At 58.1% G+C, this 15,637-nt stretch carries 13 protein-coding genes and 2 pseudogenes; 6 read left to right on the top strand and 9 right to left on the bottom strand.

Annotated features, from left to right (window positions below):
- Positions 1 to 5: 5 nt before the first annotated feature.
- Together OKQ63_RS23560 and OKQ63_RS23555 are read left to right on the top strand one after the other, a co-directional pair.
- A pseudogene (locus OKQ63_RS23560) lies at positions 6 to 1,203 on the top strand (IS91 family transposase).
- Between the two features lie 498 nt (positions 1,204 to 1,701).
- Positions 1,702 to 3,540: a tetratricopeptide repeat protein gene (locus OKQ63_RS23555; protein WP_264214311.1), complete on the top strand. Its 1,839-nt coding sequence runs from the start codon at positions 1,702 to 1,704 to the stop codon at positions 3,538 to 3,540.
- A 250-nt stretch (positions 3,541 to 3,790) separates the two neighbouring features.
- On the opposite strand, the gene OKQ63_RS23550 is transcribed toward OKQ63_RS23555, so the two are convergent.
- The 4 genes from OKQ63_RS23550 to tnpA all read right to left on the bottom strand — a co-directional run bounded on the left by OKQ63_RS23550 (position 3,791) and on the right by tnpA (position 6,523).
- Complete coding sequence (locus OKQ63_RS23550; RefSeq protein ID WP_264210717.1) at positions 3,791 to 4,087, bottom strand: hypothetical protein; 297 nt, start codon at positions 4,085 to 4,087, stop codon at positions 3,791 to 3,793.
- On the bottom strand, positions 4,087 to 5,715 hold the full coding sequence (tnpC, locus tag OKQ63_RS23545; RefSeq protein WP_264214427.1) for an IS66 family transposase: 1,629 nt from the start codon (positions 5,713 to 5,715) through the stop codon (positions 4,087 to 4,089). Before tnpC ends, OKQ63_RS23550 begins: the two co-directional genes overlap by 1 nt.
- A 62-nt stretch (positions 5,716 to 5,777) precedes the next feature.
- Positions 5,778 to 6,125, bottom strand: a complete 348-nt coding sequence (gene tnpB, locus OKQ63_RS23540) for an IS66 family insertion sequence element accessory protein TnpB (protein ID WP_141889229.1) — start codon at positions 6,123 to 6,125, stop codon at positions 5,778 to 5,780.
- Positions 6,122 to 6,523 carry an IS66-like element accessory protein TnpA gene (gene tnpA / locus OKQ63_RS23535; RefSeq protein ID WP_175393025.1) on the bottom strand — a complete coding sequence of 134 codons (402 nt, stop codon included), beginning with the start codon at positions 6,521 to 6,523 and terminating at the stop codon, positions 6,122 to 6,124. The genes tnpB and tnpA overlap by 4 nt, the downstream gene beginning before the upstream one ends.
- 178 nt (positions 6,524 to 6,701) lie before the next feature.
- On the opposite strand from tnpA, the gene OKQ63_RS23530 reads away from it, so the two are divergent.
- A complete protein-coding gene (locus tag OKQ63_RS23530) occupies positions 6,702 to 8,192 on the top strand; it encodes an IS4 family transposase (protein WP_434086074.1) in 1,491 nt (496 codons plus the stop codon).
- Here the strand turns inward: OKQ63_RS23530 and OKQ63_RS23520 are convergent.
- The 3 genes and pseudogenes from OKQ63_RS23520 to OKQ63_RS23510 form a co-directional block, all read right to left on the bottom strand.
- Positions 8,077 to 8,600 (bottom strand): annotated as a pseudogene (locus tag OKQ63_RS23520) (IS5 family transposase); the annotation flags it as partial. The gene OKQ63_RS23530 and the pseudogene OKQ63_RS23520 overlap by 116 nt on opposite strands.
- A gap of 63 nt (positions 8,601 to 8,663) precedes the next feature.
- Positions 8,664 to 9,317: a DUF1326 domain-containing protein gene (locus tag OKQ63_RS23515; RefSeq protein WP_264214310.1), complete on the bottom strand. Its 654-nt coding sequence runs from the start codon at positions 9,315 to 9,317 to the stop codon at positions 8,664 to 8,666.
- 394 nt (positions 9,318 to 9,711) lie between these two features.
- Complete coding sequence (locus OKQ63_RS23510) at positions 9,712 to 9,942, bottom strand: hypothetical protein (RefSeq protein ID WP_264214309.1); 231 nt, start codon at positions 9,940 to 9,942, stop codon at positions 9,712 to 9,714.
- Between the two features lie 95 nt (positions 9,943 to 10,037).
- Here OKQ63_RS23510 and OKQ63_RS23505 point away from each other — a divergent pair, with 95 nt between their 5' ends.
- Positions 10,038 to 10,925: a LysR family transcriptional regulator gene (locus OKQ63_RS23505; RefSeq protein WP_264214308.1), complete on the top strand. Its 888-nt coding sequence runs from the start codon at positions 10,038 to 10,040 to the stop codon at positions 10,923 to 10,925.
- A gap of 286 nt (positions 10,926 to 11,211) precedes the next feature.
- On the opposite strand, the gene OKQ63_RS23500 is transcribed toward OKQ63_RS23505, so the two are convergent.
- The gene (locus tag OKQ63_RS23500; protein WP_264214307.1) at positions 11,212 to 12,117 is read right to left on the bottom strand and encodes a MurR/RpiR family transcriptional regulator; all 906 of its coding nucleotides are present in this window, start codon (positions 12,115 to 12,117) and stop codon (positions 11,212 to 11,214) included.
- Positions 12,118 to 12,227: 110 nt separating this feature from the next.
- Here OKQ63_RS23500 and OKQ63_RS23495 point away from each other — a divergent pair, with 110 nt between their 5' ends.
- Both OKQ63_RS23495 and OKQ63_RS23490 read left to right on the top strand, forming a co-directional pair.
- Positions 12,228 to 13,256, top strand: a complete 1,029-nt coding sequence (locus tag OKQ63_RS23495; RefSeq protein WP_264214306.1) for an extracellular solute-binding protein — start codon at positions 12,228 to 12,230, stop codon at positions 13,254 to 13,256.
- Between the two features lie 63 nt (positions 13,257 to 13,319).
- Positions 13,320 to 14,387, top strand: coding sequence for a DmpA family aminopeptidase (locus tag OKQ63_RS23490; RefSeq protein WP_264214305.1), 1,068 nt, complete (start codon positions 13,320 to 13,322; stop codon positions 14,385 to 14,387).
- Positions 14,388 to 14,853: 466 nt separating this feature from the next.
- Here OKQ63_RS23490 and OKQ63_RS23485 read toward each other — a convergent pair whose 3' ends face one another.
- Positions 14,854 to 15,537 carry a UPF0149 family protein gene (locus OKQ63_RS23485; protein ID WP_264214304.1) on the bottom strand — a complete coding sequence of 228 codons (684 nt, stop codon included), beginning with the start codon at positions 15,535 to 15,537 and terminating at the stop codon, positions 14,854 to 14,856.
- Positions 15,538 to 15,637: the final 100 nt, after the last annotated feature.

The raw sequence follows: 15,637 nt of genomic DNA, 5'->3' as shown, positions 1-15,637 counted from the left end.
GGGCAGTGCCGCGCCCGAAGCTGGAGGTTGCTGACATCTTTCGAACCCACGGTCCTGCCTATCGGCGGGCCAATGTCGGGCATCTGAACCTGGCGCAGTTGAAGGCCATGTCAGCGATTGAAGCCTGCCGAACGGAGGCGCTCGGCGGGCATGTGGCGGCCTGCACCAAGTGCAACCACCAGCATATTGCGTATAACAGCTGCAAGAACCGGCATTGTCCGAAGTGTCAGGCACCAGCGGCGCGAGACTGGATGGCAGCACGCGCCGAGGACCTTCTACCCGTGGAGTACTTCCACGTGGTCTTCACCCTGCCGGCCGAGATTGCGCGGATTGCTCTCTGGAACAAGCGGGCGCTCTATAGCCTGCTGTTCAAAGCGTCCGCTCAAACGGTCATGACAATCGCCGCCGATCCCAAGCGCCTCGGCGCCCGTGTCGGCTTGACCAGCGTGCTGCACACCTGGGGCTCGGCTCTGACCCATCATCCCCACATCCACATGATCGTCCCGGGTGGCGGCCTGTCGCCGGACGGCACAAGGTGGGTTGCGTGCAAGCCAGGGTTCTTTTTTGCATGTGCGCGTGCTGTCGCGGCTGTTCCGTCGGTTGTTTCTGGACGGGCTGATGGCTCTGCACGGTGCCGGGCACTTGAGACTCTTCGGAGATCTTGTGGGATTGGCAGACGCACCCGCCTTCGCCGAATGGTCGGCCCCGCTGCGCAAGATCGACTGGGTTGTTTATGCCAAACCGCCCTTCGGTGGTCCGGAGGCGGTGCTTGCCTATTTGAGCCGGTACACACACCGCGTGGCAATCTCAAACCATCGCCTGGTCAGCGCTGACGCCGACACCGTAGCGTTCCGCTGGAAGGATTACCGGATCAAGCGCGGGGACCGGATGAAGGTGATGCGACTTGCAACCGACGAGTTCATCCGCCGCTTTCTGATCCATGTCCTCCCCGACCGGTTCCACCGCATCCGACACTATGGCTTCCTCGCGGGCAGTGGTCGCAAAGAGAAAGTCGCCCGGGTCCGCGCGGTTCTCGGAACGGCGGGCTCTGGCGAACCGGACCAGCCAGAAGACGACCTCAAAGAACCCCTGGCCCTGCGCGAACCATGCCCCGATTGCGGCGGACCCATGCGCATCATCGAAACCTTCCGGCGCGGCGAGATTCCGCGATCCCGGGCACCACCAAGATTGCAGGCCGCATGATGAAAAGCCCGTCTCACAACCGCTCTGAGATCAGAAACTTCCCATGCTGGTCAACGGTGCGCTTTGGCCTACGCTCGTGCTCGCAGCTCAAGACGATGAAAACCGCCCCGGCAAGACCCGCGAAGTTTCCAGACACTGCCCCAAAAGGCCGTGCCGCCAATCGCCCAAGCTCAGCAAACCCCGCGAAACTTCCACCAATATCCATGGCGGATGCCTGCGCTTTCCCCATAGCGCAGCACACACACATCCCGCGGCTTCCACCTTGTCAGATTTGTCAACGCGGACCACCCCGCCAAGCCCAACCTAACCAACTGGCCCGCATCGAAAAATCTTAGACGAAGGAGACATTGCTGGAATATTCCGTACGTCCGCTTTGGCCACCACGGCCAACATTGGGGCAACTACGGCCTGAGATCGGCTCCGCACCACTGGCAAACTCTCGTGCAATATGGAACCGCTGAAGCGATGTTGCTATCCTTGGTGCCAAAGGAGCCACCAATGGATCGCCGACTAGCAGCAATACTTGCAGCCGATGTGGTGGGATACGCTAGGCTGATAAGTTTTGATGAGTCGGGCACGCTCGCTGCGCTCATGGCTCACATACAAGAGCTGATCGAGCCGAAGATCACTGAACACAAGGGCCGCATCGTTAAACTCATGGGCGATGGGATCCTCGCGGAATTCCCCAGCGCTGTAGAGGCTGTGCTATGTGCTGTTCAGATCCAGCAAAGTATGGTCATGCGCAACCGTGAGGTGCCCGATGACCTGCGCGTAATCTTCCGTGTCGGGATCAACATTGGCGACATCGTCGTGGAGGGTGAAGACATCTACGGCGACGGCGTCAACGTGGCTTCAAGAATTGAGGGGCTTGCGGACCCGGGCGGCGTCTGCGTCGCCCGCAATGTTTTTAGTCAGGTCAACAACAAGCTCAATTTCACCTTTGACTACCTGGGTGAAAAGGCCGTCAAAAACATCGAGGAACCCGTGGCGACCTACCGCGTGGTAATTGGAGAGACAACGGAGGCGCCACCGAAAACACCGGCCAGAGAGCCGCCGGGCCGGATCCGCTGGCGACTGGCGCTGATCTCAGCCGTAGTAGTTCTCGCCGTTGTGATCGGCGGCGCGGTCTGGTGGCAAGCGCAAGGCCCGGATTTCAGTCCGGCAAGAATTGACAGGATGGCCTATGATTTGCCGGACGAGCCATCGCTTGCCGTGCTGCCTTTTTCAAACCTGAGCAACGACCCGGAACAGCAGTATTTTGCGGATGGCATTGCCAATGATCTGATTACGGATCTTTCGAAATTCAAAAGCCTGTTTGTCATCTCCGCCAATTCGACCTTTTCCTATAAAGGAAAGGCGGTCAAAGTGCAGCAAGTGGCTGAAGAGCTTGGGGTCCGCTACGTGCTTGAGGGCAGCATTCAGCGAACTGGCGACACAATCCGCATCAACGTCCAGCTAATTGACGCTCTGAGCGGCTATCATCTTTGGGCTGAACGGTACGACCGCAAGGCAGAAGATCTCTTTGCCATTCAAAGCGAGATCCTCAAGACGATCGCTGGGACACTTCAAGTCAAGGTGACCAATGCGGAATTCGAGCGCGCCCTGAACCGGCCGACAGAAAACCTCAGCGCTTACGACTACTATCAGCGGGGCTTTTACCACTATCTGGCTTGGGGGAAGGAAAACAACGGCAAGGCGCGCCGTTCGCTCGAGAAAGCTATAGAGCTAGATCCGGATTACGCCAGGGCATACGCGCAATTGGGCTTCTTGTATGCAAGTGACTGGCGCTACGAATGGGTCGAAGACACGTCAGAATCTTTGGATCTGGCCCTCTCCAACGTTCGAAAAGCTGTGGCACTGAATCCCAATGACTATTGGAATTTGTGGGCGCTCGGCCATGTCCATTTGGCACGAGGCGAGTCCGATCAGGCACTTTCCGCCTACAGCCAGGCACTTCTGCTCAATCCGAATGATCCAAGATTACTGATGGAGATGGTTGAACTCCTGGTTTCGATAGGAGACGCCGGCCGAGCGGTCGCCCAGGCTCAGGAGGCGATGCGCTACAATCCCTTTTACCCGGAATGGTATCTCTGGAATCTGGGCTGGGCCCAATACATGGCCGGTCAGCATGACGAAGCCATTGCGACTTTGCAGAAAATGGTAAACCCACCAAACGGGGTTCGCCGCACACTGGCGGCTGCTTTGGTTCAGGTTGGACGTGTTGATGAAGCACGCGTAATGATCGCGGCCTACATGAAAAAACGAACCGGATCAGACTGTGGCCGATATCAGGAAGCTCAGATACAAGCATCGTCCTTACGTCGACAAATGGGCTGATGACCTGCTCAAGGCCGGCCTGCCTGAGTAATCGCATCAGGCCGAACCTTCCCGGTAGCAGCCGCTCGAACGCGGTGCAGCATCCGGCATTATGGGCTCTTTGCCGACTTGCGGCGATGCGGCGGCAGGGTTGCAGCGAAACTTCACCAGGACGCTTCTGCCAGACGACGCCAGGCAGCCCAAAGCGGCCGTAGACAAGGGGAGCCGCGCCAACGATGCTGCCGGCGCAAAATTCGTAAGCGCCCGATTTTTACCGCAGCGGTTGATTGTTGACGCGGGCGATGATGTCGGGCTCAGCGACGAAGTCTTCGAGGAAGCTGTGCCATGCCTCAACGGACACTCGTGCTGATGCCAGCATGTCGCGCAATTCGTCGATGCCCTCGTCGGTCAGCGCCGTAATGTAGTCGTCCCGTCCGATGTGGACGCTGACGATGTTGCCGTAGGAGAGGTTGTCGTCGTTGCTGACGATGGCCTCGAGAAGTCCAGGATCCTCGCCCAGCAGGCTGGCGACATGGGCGATGGAGCAGACGTAGGTCGTCGCTGCCATCACGCAGCCTCGCTGCGTTTCTGATCTGCCGGCTTCCAGTTCCAAGGGAGTAATTCGGCCAGCCGGTTGACCATGTGATCGTGGATACGGTCCAAGACATCTGCGAGGTAGGCCTGCGGATCGAGGCCGTTCATCTTTGCCGTCTCGATGACGGTCATGGCGCGGGCGAGCGTTTCACCGCCGGTATCCGAACCCGCGAATAGCCAGTTCCGCCTGCCAACGCCAATGGGCCGCAGCGCGCGCTCGGCGGGATTGTTGTCGATGGCCACGCGCCCGTCCTCCAGAAACAGCGTGAATGAAGCCCAGCGGCTCAGCCCGTAGCGGAACGCCTTGGCCAGATCACTCTTACCGGGAATACGGGTGAGCTGCCTTTCGGCCCAGTCCCGGAACGCATCAACCTTGGGCTTGCTTTCCTTTTGGCGCACGGCCAGCCGCAGTTCGGCAGGCTTGCCGCTGATTTCCCGTTCGATGTCGTAGAGCTTGCCGATACGGTCGAGCGCCTCGCGCGCGATTGCGGATTTCGTCGCGGTCCAGACATCGTGAAAGTCGCGGCGAAGATGCGCCCAGCACGCGGCCTCCCGGAACTGGCTCTTGCCGTCCAGGTCCGCGGCATAGAGCTTGGCATACCCCTTGTAGCCATCAGCCTGGAGAATGCCGCTGGTCTCGCCAAGATGGGCGAGGACATGCTCTTCCTTCCAGTCCGGGGCAAAGTGATAGACCGCACCCGGCGGGGCCGTGCCCGCCCATGGGCGCTGATCCCGGACATAGGCCCAGATCCGGCCTTTCTTGACGCCCTTTCCGAGCCCCTTGTCGCGGCGGCCGCGATCGAGAACCCGGATGGGCGTGTCATCTGCGTGCAGAAGATTGCTGGCCATGATCTCGGCCTCGATCTTCTCGATCAGCGGCGCCAGCGTCTTCATTGCCCCGCCGCACCAGTCGACCAGGGTCGTGTCAGGGATGTCTGCCCCCATGCGGGCGAAGATCTCGTTCTGACGATACAACGGCACGTGGTCGTCGAACTTCGAGGTCAGCACATAAGCCAGAAGGTTCGGGCCCGCCATGCTCCGTGGGATCGGACGGCTGGGTGCCGGGCTTTGAACCATACGCTCGCAGCGCCGGCAGGATTTCTTGATACGCGCGATCTCGATGACCTTCAGCTGGGCTGCAATCATGTCGATCAGCTCGCTGACATCCTCCCCGACCACACGCAGATCGCCCCCGCAATCCGGGCAACTGTCGCCGGGGTCAAGCTCGCGGCGTTCGCGCGGCGTGTCCTGCGACACCTTCGGACGGCGGCGCCTCGACTCCCGCGGTTCGGCTGGTTCCGGGGTCTGGTTGTCCGTCTCCGGCTCATCATCGCCCTCCGGCGGCAGTTCATCCGCCTCGGCGAGCGCAACCTGCAGGTCCTCCAGCGCCAGTTCCAGTTGCTCGATCTCCCGCTCGATCTTTTCCGAACTGGAGCCGAATTTCTGCTTCTGCAATCTGGCAATCCGGACGCGCAGCGCCTGAACCAGCAGATCATGCGCCCGCAAACTGGCGGACATCTTTTGGTTCTCCGCCTGCAACGCGGCGATCATCGCCTTCAGAACGGAGGGATCATTGGGGAGAGGCGTGGCTTCTACGGACATGGTGGTGGATACCATTCTCCCAGATCGGACGCCATAAAAACAAACAATTCCAGAGAGATAAATCAGCCCGTCCGGGCTGGTGGCGCGCCCCAATCCGGCCTGCGCCAGTCGATCCCCTCCCAGAGCATGGCCAATTGAGCGGCGGTCAGACGCACGCTGCCATCCGTCGCCGCAGGCCATGGGAAACGACCCTTCTCCAGGACTTTGTAATACAGGCAAAAGCCCTGGCCATCCCAATACAGAAGCTTCACCCTGTCGCCGCGGCGCCCTCGAAACGCGAACACGGCACCGTTCGATGGCCGCTGCCTCAAGACATCCTGCGCGATCGCTGAAAGCCCCGCGATACCTTTGCGCATATCAGTGTGACCGCAGGCCAGGTAAACGCGAATGCCGGTGCCCGGGCCGATCATGCCGCCTCCACCGCCTGGATCAAACGGGTCAGCACCGCCGCATCCACATGGGCATCGACCCGCAAGCTGCGACCATTGCGCAGAACCACCTCAATCAACGCCAAGCTCGCTTCAGGGGCGCACGCTTCCGGCGGTTCCGGCGGCGACGTAATATCGACGGGCAGGAATAGCGTCGCGTCGTCTGGCGTCAGAAGCCCCTTCCTCCTCAGCTCGTATCGCCAGGCATAGATCTGCTGCCGCCTGATCTCGTGGCGCTGTGCGACCTGCGACACGGTCGCGCCGTTCACCCCGACCGAAAGCACAATCGCCAACTTCTCGTCGTCACTCCAGCGGCGCCGACGCTCCAAGCCAAGAATTTCGCCCCGCACAGCTGCCTCCCTCCCTGTAGGAGACGTCATTAAAGACGTCTTTATGGACGTCTCTTAGCAATCTCCAGGACAAACGAGCAGGCGGTTCAAATCGGCTTGAAGTTACCCACAAGTCGTGTGGCGAATTGATTCACCCACAAGACTTGGTCTTGCCCGAGAAGCCCCGGTCATGATTCGTCATGTGGCACCGAATAATTGAGGTGCGGGCATGGGGCAGAAGTGGGTGGAAACGGAAACCGCCGGGTGTGATTTGGGTGACGCCCGGCTGAACCGTCGGCTCGGGGCAATGCTCGAGGCTCTCGGGGAGCGGCCGGGGAAATCGCTGCCCACGGCGTTCCAGGACTGGTCGAATACCAAGGCTGCTTACCGTTTCTTTTCCAATGGAAATGTCAGCGAAGACAAGATCCTTGAGGGCCATTTCGCCGCCTCTGCCCTGCGCATCCAGGCGACCGACGGTCCCATCCTGATCCTGCAGGACACTACGGAATTCTCCTTCAAGCGCTCGGCTCCGGAGAAGATCGGGTTCACGAAAGTGTCGACCGGACGCAAGTTGAAGGAAGGCCGCTACCAGAAGCATGCGGTCTGCGGTCTTCTGATGCATGCCAGCCTGGCGATCACGTCTGACGGGCTGCCGCTGGGGTTGACCGCCGCCAAGTTCTGGTCGCGCGCAAAGTTCAAAGGGACCGCCGCGCTCAAGCGCAAGATCAATCCGACCCGGGTACCGATCGAGCAGAAGGAAAGCATGCGCTGGCTCGACAATCTGCGCCTGTCCACTGAGCTGGCAGGCGCGCCCGAGCGCTGTGTGCATGTCGGCGACCGGGAAAGCGACATCTACGAGCTCTACTGCCTGGCTGAAGAACTCGGGACGAATTTCCTCGTCCGGAGTTGTGTCGACCGCTTGGCGGAGGATGGCGGCACAACCATTGCCAAGGTGATGGCGGAGGTGCAGTCGAGCGGAACCCACGAAGTCCGGTTCCGCGACGCGCAGGGCAAGGATCATCGCGCTGTGCTGTCGGTCCGGTACGCAACAATGACGGTCCGGCCGCCGATCGGCAAACAGCGGAAATACCGGCATCAGGACCTCCAGATCATCCACGCCGAGGAGTTCGACCCGCCGGAAGGCCGGGCGCCCGTCATTTGGAAGCTGATCACGAACCTGCCGGTGGCGACCCACGCGGACGCTGTACACAAGCTCGAGTGGTACGCGCTGCGGTGGAAGATCGAGACCTTTTTCCGGACCCTTAAAACCGGGTGCCGGATCGAAGAGCTGCGCTTGGCCACGGCTGATCGTCTGGCCAATTGCATCGCGTTGTGCTGCGTCGTGGCCTGGCGCGTGTCATGGCTGACGATGCTGTGCCGGGAGGCACCTGAAGCATCTTCGGCTGCCGTCTTCACCGAAGCTGAGCGCCGCATGCTCGAACTCGCGACCCCGGACAGAAAGCGGCAAGAACCGCGCAATCTTGATTTTTTATGTCAGAGCGGTCGCGCGCCTCGGAGGCTATCTCGACCGCGCTTCCGACGCGCCACCGGGGACGACCGTCATATGGCGAGGCTTCTCCCGCCTCGCCGACCTCGTCGAAGGAGCCCGTATCGCAACGCCGCCAGACACTTATGGGTAACAGCAAGTCAAATCGGGCGGTTACCAAAATTCCTTGGTCACTTTCCTGGAAGCGGACCGTCGGCAGGCCGAGCTGCCTGATACGATACTGGCTGTCGCAGATCGCGTGCAGCTTCGTGTTCATGCCACCCTTGGTCCGGCCAATCAGGCGACCGCCCCCCCTTTCCCACGCCCATCCTGGTCGCTGTCTGGTGGGCCTTGAGGTAGGTCGCGTCGATCATCACGGTCTTATCTTCGCCATGCCCGGCAGCCAGTCCAGCCATCATCTGCGCGAAGATGCCTTTGTCGCTCCACCGCTTCCACCGATTATACAACGTCTTTTGGGGACCGTATTCAGCAGGGGGAGGCGCCATCGCAACCCATTACGATTGATGAAGATAATCCCACTCAACACACGACGGTCATCGACACGCGGCTTGCCCTGGGACTTCGGGAAACAGGGCTCAGGCGCGCCATCTGCGCGTCCGTAAGCCAGAAGAGATCAGGCACGCTCACCGCTCGTTTTTTGAACCGTGAAACACGCTGCCAGAAGGAAATCAATGGATCTTGAGCCTAAAAGGAATCCGTTCCGTGCCAATCAAATGGGCAATGCTTTGAAGAACTCACGGTCCACGAAAATTCGAAGCCGAATGCGTTTACTTTGCAAACTGTTGATTTACCCCACGTGACAATCTGACCAGGGCCCACCTCACAACCTGGAGAGTTTTTCAATCTTGGAGGTTCTCCTGGAGCGCTTGTCGGTCCACTTAGCGCTTTTGCCCACGCTTTAACTTTACCCGGTACATCAACGCCCCACCGAGACTGGTTGGGTGCAATCTCAAATGAAAATGCACCGCGTTCGGAACCAAGAGATTCTCTACCCCTCCCTCCGCATTTGGCGAATTCCTGCGGCCAACCACCAACACTTCCAGAGAATATTTCCGTAATTGCTTCGGCCTGAGCATGACTGGCTCGGACATCAATAATGGCCCCGCCACGAACATAAGCCTCGTAGTCCCAGAGATTTCCTTCAAAGTATCCGACCCTGGCAAGGCAGAGGTCATCAAGTTGGACGGTCTCAAAATGACCTTCCCTGATATAGTAGAATAAAACGAACTCGCAGAGATTGTTATCCGGTGCTTGACCGAACGTGCAGGGGCAAGCTACGGCGCAGCTGCAGTTATCAAACCATTCGCCGACAATATGCCAGTCCGGAACAGCTGACATTCTATGCCCTTTCGTTTGTTATCACAACTTGGGCGCATCATGAGTAAAAATAGCGTACATCTGAACAGTCTTTTCGGCAACCGTCCCACGATTTGCTTTACTCTGCCTGGTTTGCGTGAAATCCTATTTCACAGCGCCATTTGGTATTTTCGCATGGGTTTACTCGCCGCCAAAGGGTGGCACAGCCTATCCGCCTGGCTCACGAAGGCTATGAGCGCTCAAAGCGCAAAGTGCATGATGCTGTGTTCGGCACGGGTGGCAGCGACCCGCAGTTTCCTGACTTTGCGAAGCAAAGGCGGCTGGGCTTTGCCGATCGGCGCGACAGGCCCGATAGTGGCCATTCGACGGTCTGCAGCGGACGGCGGATTGGCGCTCAAGGTCGGCCCCGAACTAGTCAGAACCTGCCGGGATACATACTCATCATGCTTTGGACGTCGGCGTCGCTGGAAAAGGCATCCGGGTTGCGGGAAAGAACCTCCCAGATGAATTCCCGCCGGACCCGGGCGTCATCGGGCTGCGTTTCCTCAGGGCGGGGACGCGGGGCGAAGTTAAAAACACGCTGGATGAAGTCAAGAACCTTTTGAAGCGGCGGGACAGTGCGGGCGCTGGTCATAAATGCGTTCATCTCTCGGGCCTTTTCTGCTGCTGCGAAGATGCTCCCACTGTAGCAGCTTCGCGATTTTCCCGGTATCGGCCGCGGCGATGTGCTATTCTACAAAAATGAAGAACGAATTCCGGAGCTGGTCAGAAATCAGGGTCTTTCTTGCCGTCGTGCGCGCGGGGTCCACCTTGGCTGCCTCGCGCCAACTCGGCATGGCCCAGCCAACCGTTGCGCGCCGCATTGAGGCGCTTGAGCATGAGCTTGGCATAACCCTGTTCGAGCGGGACACGCGCGGCTTCCGGCCGACCGAAACAGCACGAACGATCCTGCGGAACGCGGAAGAAATCGAAGCGGCGGCAACCTGCCTGGCCCAGACGGTTGAAACGCTGCGCAGCACAAGGCCGATCCGGATCACGGCCTATTCCGGCAACTTCTCGCCCCGGGTTGCAACGATCTTCAGCGAGTTCTCTTTGCTCCGCCCCGATGTCAGCTTCGAATTCCTGCCCAGCGTCGAAGTCCTGGATCTATCGGCTGGCGAAGCGGATGTAGCATTGCGCGTGACAAGAAGTCCCCCCCATCCAGACCTGATCTGCCGCAAGATCAGCACCGCGCGTTACGCGCTGTTCGGATCCCGTTCCTACGCTGAAAAACGCGGGTTGCCGACCTCGGTCGAAGACCTGTTCAACCATACGTTTGTCAGCTTCCTGCGTGAAGGTGTGCCATCAGCCTATCACGATTGGCTGATCCGCAATGCGGAACCTGATCAGATCAAGCAAACCTATTCCGAGATAGATTTGATGCATGCCGCGATCCGGTCGGGTCATGGTCTTGGCATCATGAACGTGAAACTTGCCGAAAGCGATGACACGCTCATCCAATGCTTTGCCCCGCTGGAAGAAATGAACTCGGAGCACTTGATGCTGATCGCGCCAGAGGCGTATCGGCGCCCCGAAGTAAAGGCCTTTGCGAAGTTCTTCGCGCCACGCTATGCCGCCGTTTTCAGGTAGAAGCTTCCTGTGAAACCGGAATAGTACGTTGCGGCGGCCAATCACACCGATTGTGTGCTCATCCCCACGCTGCCTGTGGTCACCAGCGACAGCGAGGGTAACCGTCTAGCCGGTGACCAGCCCGCTGCGCTGCCGCAAGGCAGCTCCGAGTCCAGAGTACTGATTGCTGCAAAGTGTATTAATGTCAGCTTAGGAAGCGCTTTCATCCTGATGCGTAGGTTTTGCGGGAATTATTTTGTGATGAGCGCCGTGACTTTCAGCAGAGGGCAGAAAATCTGACAGGGGTTCAGCTAAAGAGATTTAGCTCTTTCGTCATTTCGAGCCAATTCTCAATCCGAGCGCGTGATATCTCGGGCTCCCGTTCCGCGACTGCATGTATTGCGAAATTCAACATCGAATTCAATGCAGCCGTTGATTCAAGGAACAGGCCAGTTTTGGACTCTATGTGAAAGACATGTTGGGTGTAGCCATAGGCCCAGTTATTGAATTCATCCGTAAAAACGACAATTTGAAAACCCATCCCCTTGGCGATCCTGCAGGTCTTTTCCGCTTCCCGGGCATAGGGCTGAATGTCAATCAAAATCAGGACGTTTTTCGTATCCTGGATGGAGGGTGCCGGAGGCGCCCATTCCACCAAACCGCCTTCGTGGACGGAAAGATGACGGACAGCATCCCTGACGATGCCAAGCCGACGGGCAAAGTCTTCCGCCATGCCGCGCACCGTTTGAAAACCGGTCACAAACACTCTCTCCGCCTGGTGGACGGATGCAATCATGCTCGGCCACTCCTCGCGGGCGAGCTGACTGGAGAGCTTGCGGATTGCATCGCTTTCCGCTTCCAGGATCATGTTGTCGCTGCTGGACAGGAGTCGCATGAAACGCTCAGTGCTGTCCACCTGCGTCTGGGGGGCTTGGGTTTTCAGCTGTTCCTTGAGATCACGGATGCCGCGATAGCCGAGCTTCTTCAAAAAGCGGCTGACGGTGATTTCGCTGACCCGTGTGGCCGCAGCTAGAGATGCGCCGGTCTCCAGCGCGATGCGCGCCTCGTTGTTCAGAATATACCGGGCTATGCCCGCCTCCGACTTGGTCAGCCGGGGCAAATTCGCGCGAATGTTCTTGAATACAGGGTTTGCATCCATTTGTGTTATCTTTCTGTCATTCACATCATTTGCTATTATAACTGCCAGTTTCATGCAAGGTTTCCGGAAATGGCTCAGTGCGATCTGCCAGGTGCGTGCAACCGTAGTTTCACGCCCGCGTCTTTGAGCCTGACAAGGCAAAACAAACAACTTGGAGGAAAATCATGAGACGCCTTACCACATCTGCATTTGCGCTTGCTCTTTCAGCTTCCTCAGCATTCGCTGAGGGGGAATTAGTAATTTATCACTGGTTCGAATACATCCCGCAGGCGCTGCTGGACAAGTTCAGCGAAGAGACCGGTGTTACGGTGACAATGGACACCTACGACTCGAATGAAGCGATGCTGGCTTCTCTCAAAGCAGGCGCGCTTGGCACCTATGACGTGGCTGTGCCCACAGATTTCATGGTAAAAATCATGAGCCAGGATGGCCTGCTGGACACCATTGCCGACGGAGAGCTGAAGAACAAGTCAAACATATCGCCCGAATGGGCAGACCCCATCTTTGATCCAGGGCGAACGCATTCAATTCCTTATCAGTGGGGGTCCTCGTCGTTCATGGTTGATACCGCGAAATATGGCGGCGACATTGATACAACGGATATCTTGTTCAACCCACCAGCGGAACTGTCCAACAAAATTAACTTGCTGGACAGTCAGAGTGATCTCTTTGCTCTGGCAGCCCTGCATATGGGTTTCCCCCAATGTTCAACGGATCGCGAGCAGCTGAAAGCGCTGAACGATATGCTGATGAGCGCTAAAGAGCACTGGACCTCTTTCAATTCGGACACCGCAAGAGAAGTGCTTGTGTCGGGTGATGTGGCCGTCGGCCAAATTACCGACGGCTTCGCCGCCAAGGCTCGCGCTGAAAAAGAAACCTTAAAATATGCCTTCCCGACGCAGGGATATGTTGTCTGGATGGACAATGTCGTTTTGCTGAAAGATGCGCCAAACCGTGAAAATGCTTTGAAATTCATGGACTTCCTGCTTGAGCCTGAAAACATTGCAGTCGTTTCCAACTATGCGCGCTATGGCACCGGCGTGTCCGAGGCCGAGGCATTCCTTGATCCCGAGCTGGCAACGCTGCCGGAAGCGAATCCGCCTGCGACCGCAGGTACACCGGTTTTTGTTGAAGCGTGCGACGAAGCAACTCAGGCTGTGTATGACCAAATTTGGACAAACCTGAAAAAATGAGCCGGATTGCCTGCCGGGGATTCCTGGTGGGCTGCTCCCCGAAACTGACAGACGAGCGAAATCATGAACGTAAAACCTCGTGCGCGCGATCTGGGCCTGCCGTTTAACGGTGAAACCGGCCCTTATAATGCCATCACAGATATCAAAGGTTTGAAGGTCGGGTTCACAACGCTGACGGACCAATCCCGCAATATCCGGACCGGCGTGACGGCAATCCTGCCGCGCGGGGACGCATCGGAACCCATGCCGGTCTGGGCCGGTCAATATGCCCTCAATGGCAATGGTGAGATGACCGGCACCCATTGGATCAACGATGCCGGTTACTTCGCGGGCCCCATCTGCATCACCAATACCCATTCTGTCGGTATGGCCCATCATGGGGCAACCCGCTGGATGATTGAAACCTATAAGGACTATTTCTGTAAAGAGCATGCCTGGGCCATGCCGGTTGTGGCAGAAACCTATGATGGCGTTCTGAATGACATCAATAGCCAACATGTCACCTCCGAGCATGCGATCGCCGCGCTGAACAGCGCCACATCCGGGCCGGTTGCCGAAGGTGCTGTTGGCGGCGGCAATGGCATGATCTGTTATGAGTTCAAAGGGGGCACAGGAACCGCCTCTCGGCGGATCGAAATCGGGGGCGAAACTTATACCGTGGCCGCACTCGTACAGGCCAACCATGGGATCCGGCCATGGCTCAACATCCTTGGAAAACCAGTCGGGAAAATGATGCCCGAAGACCGGATCCTCGAACAGGAAACCGGATCGATCATCGTCATACTCGCCACCGATGCTCCCTTGTCCGCCCTGTCACTGAGGCAGGTCGCCAAAAGGGCAGCTATCGGCATCGGGCGTGGGGGCAGCCCGGGGGGGAACAATTCGGGCGACATTTTCCTGGCGCTTTCCGTCGCCAACGAACAGCGCATGCCGCAGATGGAAACGGCGCTGACGACGCGCACCGAACTCAACATGGAGTTGCTTGATCCTTTTTACCTTGCAGCTGTCGAATGCGTGGAAGAATCCGTTGTGAATGCAATTGTCGCAGGAGAAGACACGCCGTCCTTCAAGCCCGAGGGGTTGGTTTGCAAGGGAATCGACACGACCAGATTGTCAAAGCTCTTTTGTTGAGCACAAACTCGAACTTGTCGTGCGGAAGCACCAAGTGCAGCCATTGGTTTCTTCAGTGAAAGCGGCAGCTCCGTCCGGCTTTGTGGGCGCACCGGTTCCAAAATCTCGCAGTCGCAGCGAATGGCAGGAACAGTGGGCTGCGCCGCAGCAGAAAGCCTCAGCTGGCTGCGTCAAACGGCCGTGTTTGCAAAGGGCGCTTCCTGCGCACATCTACCTCTGGTGCTGACTGCAGCATTGAAGGCAGCGCGCCAAGGCGGTTCAACGACTGCTTTTCGGAAGCCGGCGAGGATTTTTTTGCAGCGGCAGCATCTTTTGCATAGTGTCCCCGCCAATGACCGCTCCGGGCTGGGTGCAGCCGATCCGCCCCATGCGGTCCGATCCGATGACAGGTCGGTTTGCGAGATCCTCCCCGATTAGACCGGTGCCTCGCTCTGCGGGTGGTTGCTATGAAATTTTTGGAGATCAGTCAGTTCCGACCACAACACTGTTTGTATTTGCGGCCCGACCCGCAGGAGCACGGTTCGTTTCGACCTGGTCGAGGACCAGCCTTGAAAGGCATGCCGGAAAGAATTTCAGGCTCAGGGCGGGAAAGTTCAGGACGTGACTGGTGCAGAATTGTCGCTACGCAATTCGGGATCAGATCGGGGGCTTCAAGGTCGATCTGGTCAATTTCGTCGTCCGTGAACTTGCTTTGGCCAGTGTAGATGTCTTGTAACGCCATCAAAAAGATCATCGTGGCCCGCGTCTCTTCGTCGGTCTGATCGAGCAGGCGTTCCCAAGCTTCCGGCCGCAAGCCCATGGCGCGGGTGAAGCCATCGACCCAAGGCTCCCACATCGTCTCATCGCTGTTGGGATCAACCTCGTAGACAGGCTCGATCCAAAACGAGCGGGACATCGCGTCGGCCACCGAATTGTAATGCGCCATGACTGCACCGATCGTTTCTTCTGCGGCTTTCTGGTCAGGAAAATGTGCTTCGCCGGTCTCGCCCCAGACATGGGGCAGCCATTCCGAGGGCGGGATCATGTCACTACAAGAAAGAATGCCGGTCACGTAGCCATCAAGTTCGCTAAGCGACATAGGCATGTTTTCGACGGGCAGCGCATGCAGCAGCGCGTTGAGGCGATCAAGCTCTTGATGTGATTGGCCCATGAGACTTCTCCCGGCGATGTCGGGAATTTTTAGCTGCGGGATTGATAATTCGCAACTATCGCAATGTCGGATGCCGGCTGCGAACCGTCGACTGCACTCG

Source organism: Leisingera thetidis, assembly GCF_025857195.1.
Classification (GTDB): domain Bacteria; phylum Pseudomonadota; class Alphaproteobacteria; order Rhodobacterales; family Rhodobacteraceae; genus Leisingera; species Leisingera thetidis.
This window is presented reverse-complemented; position numbering and strand designations above follow the sequence as displayed.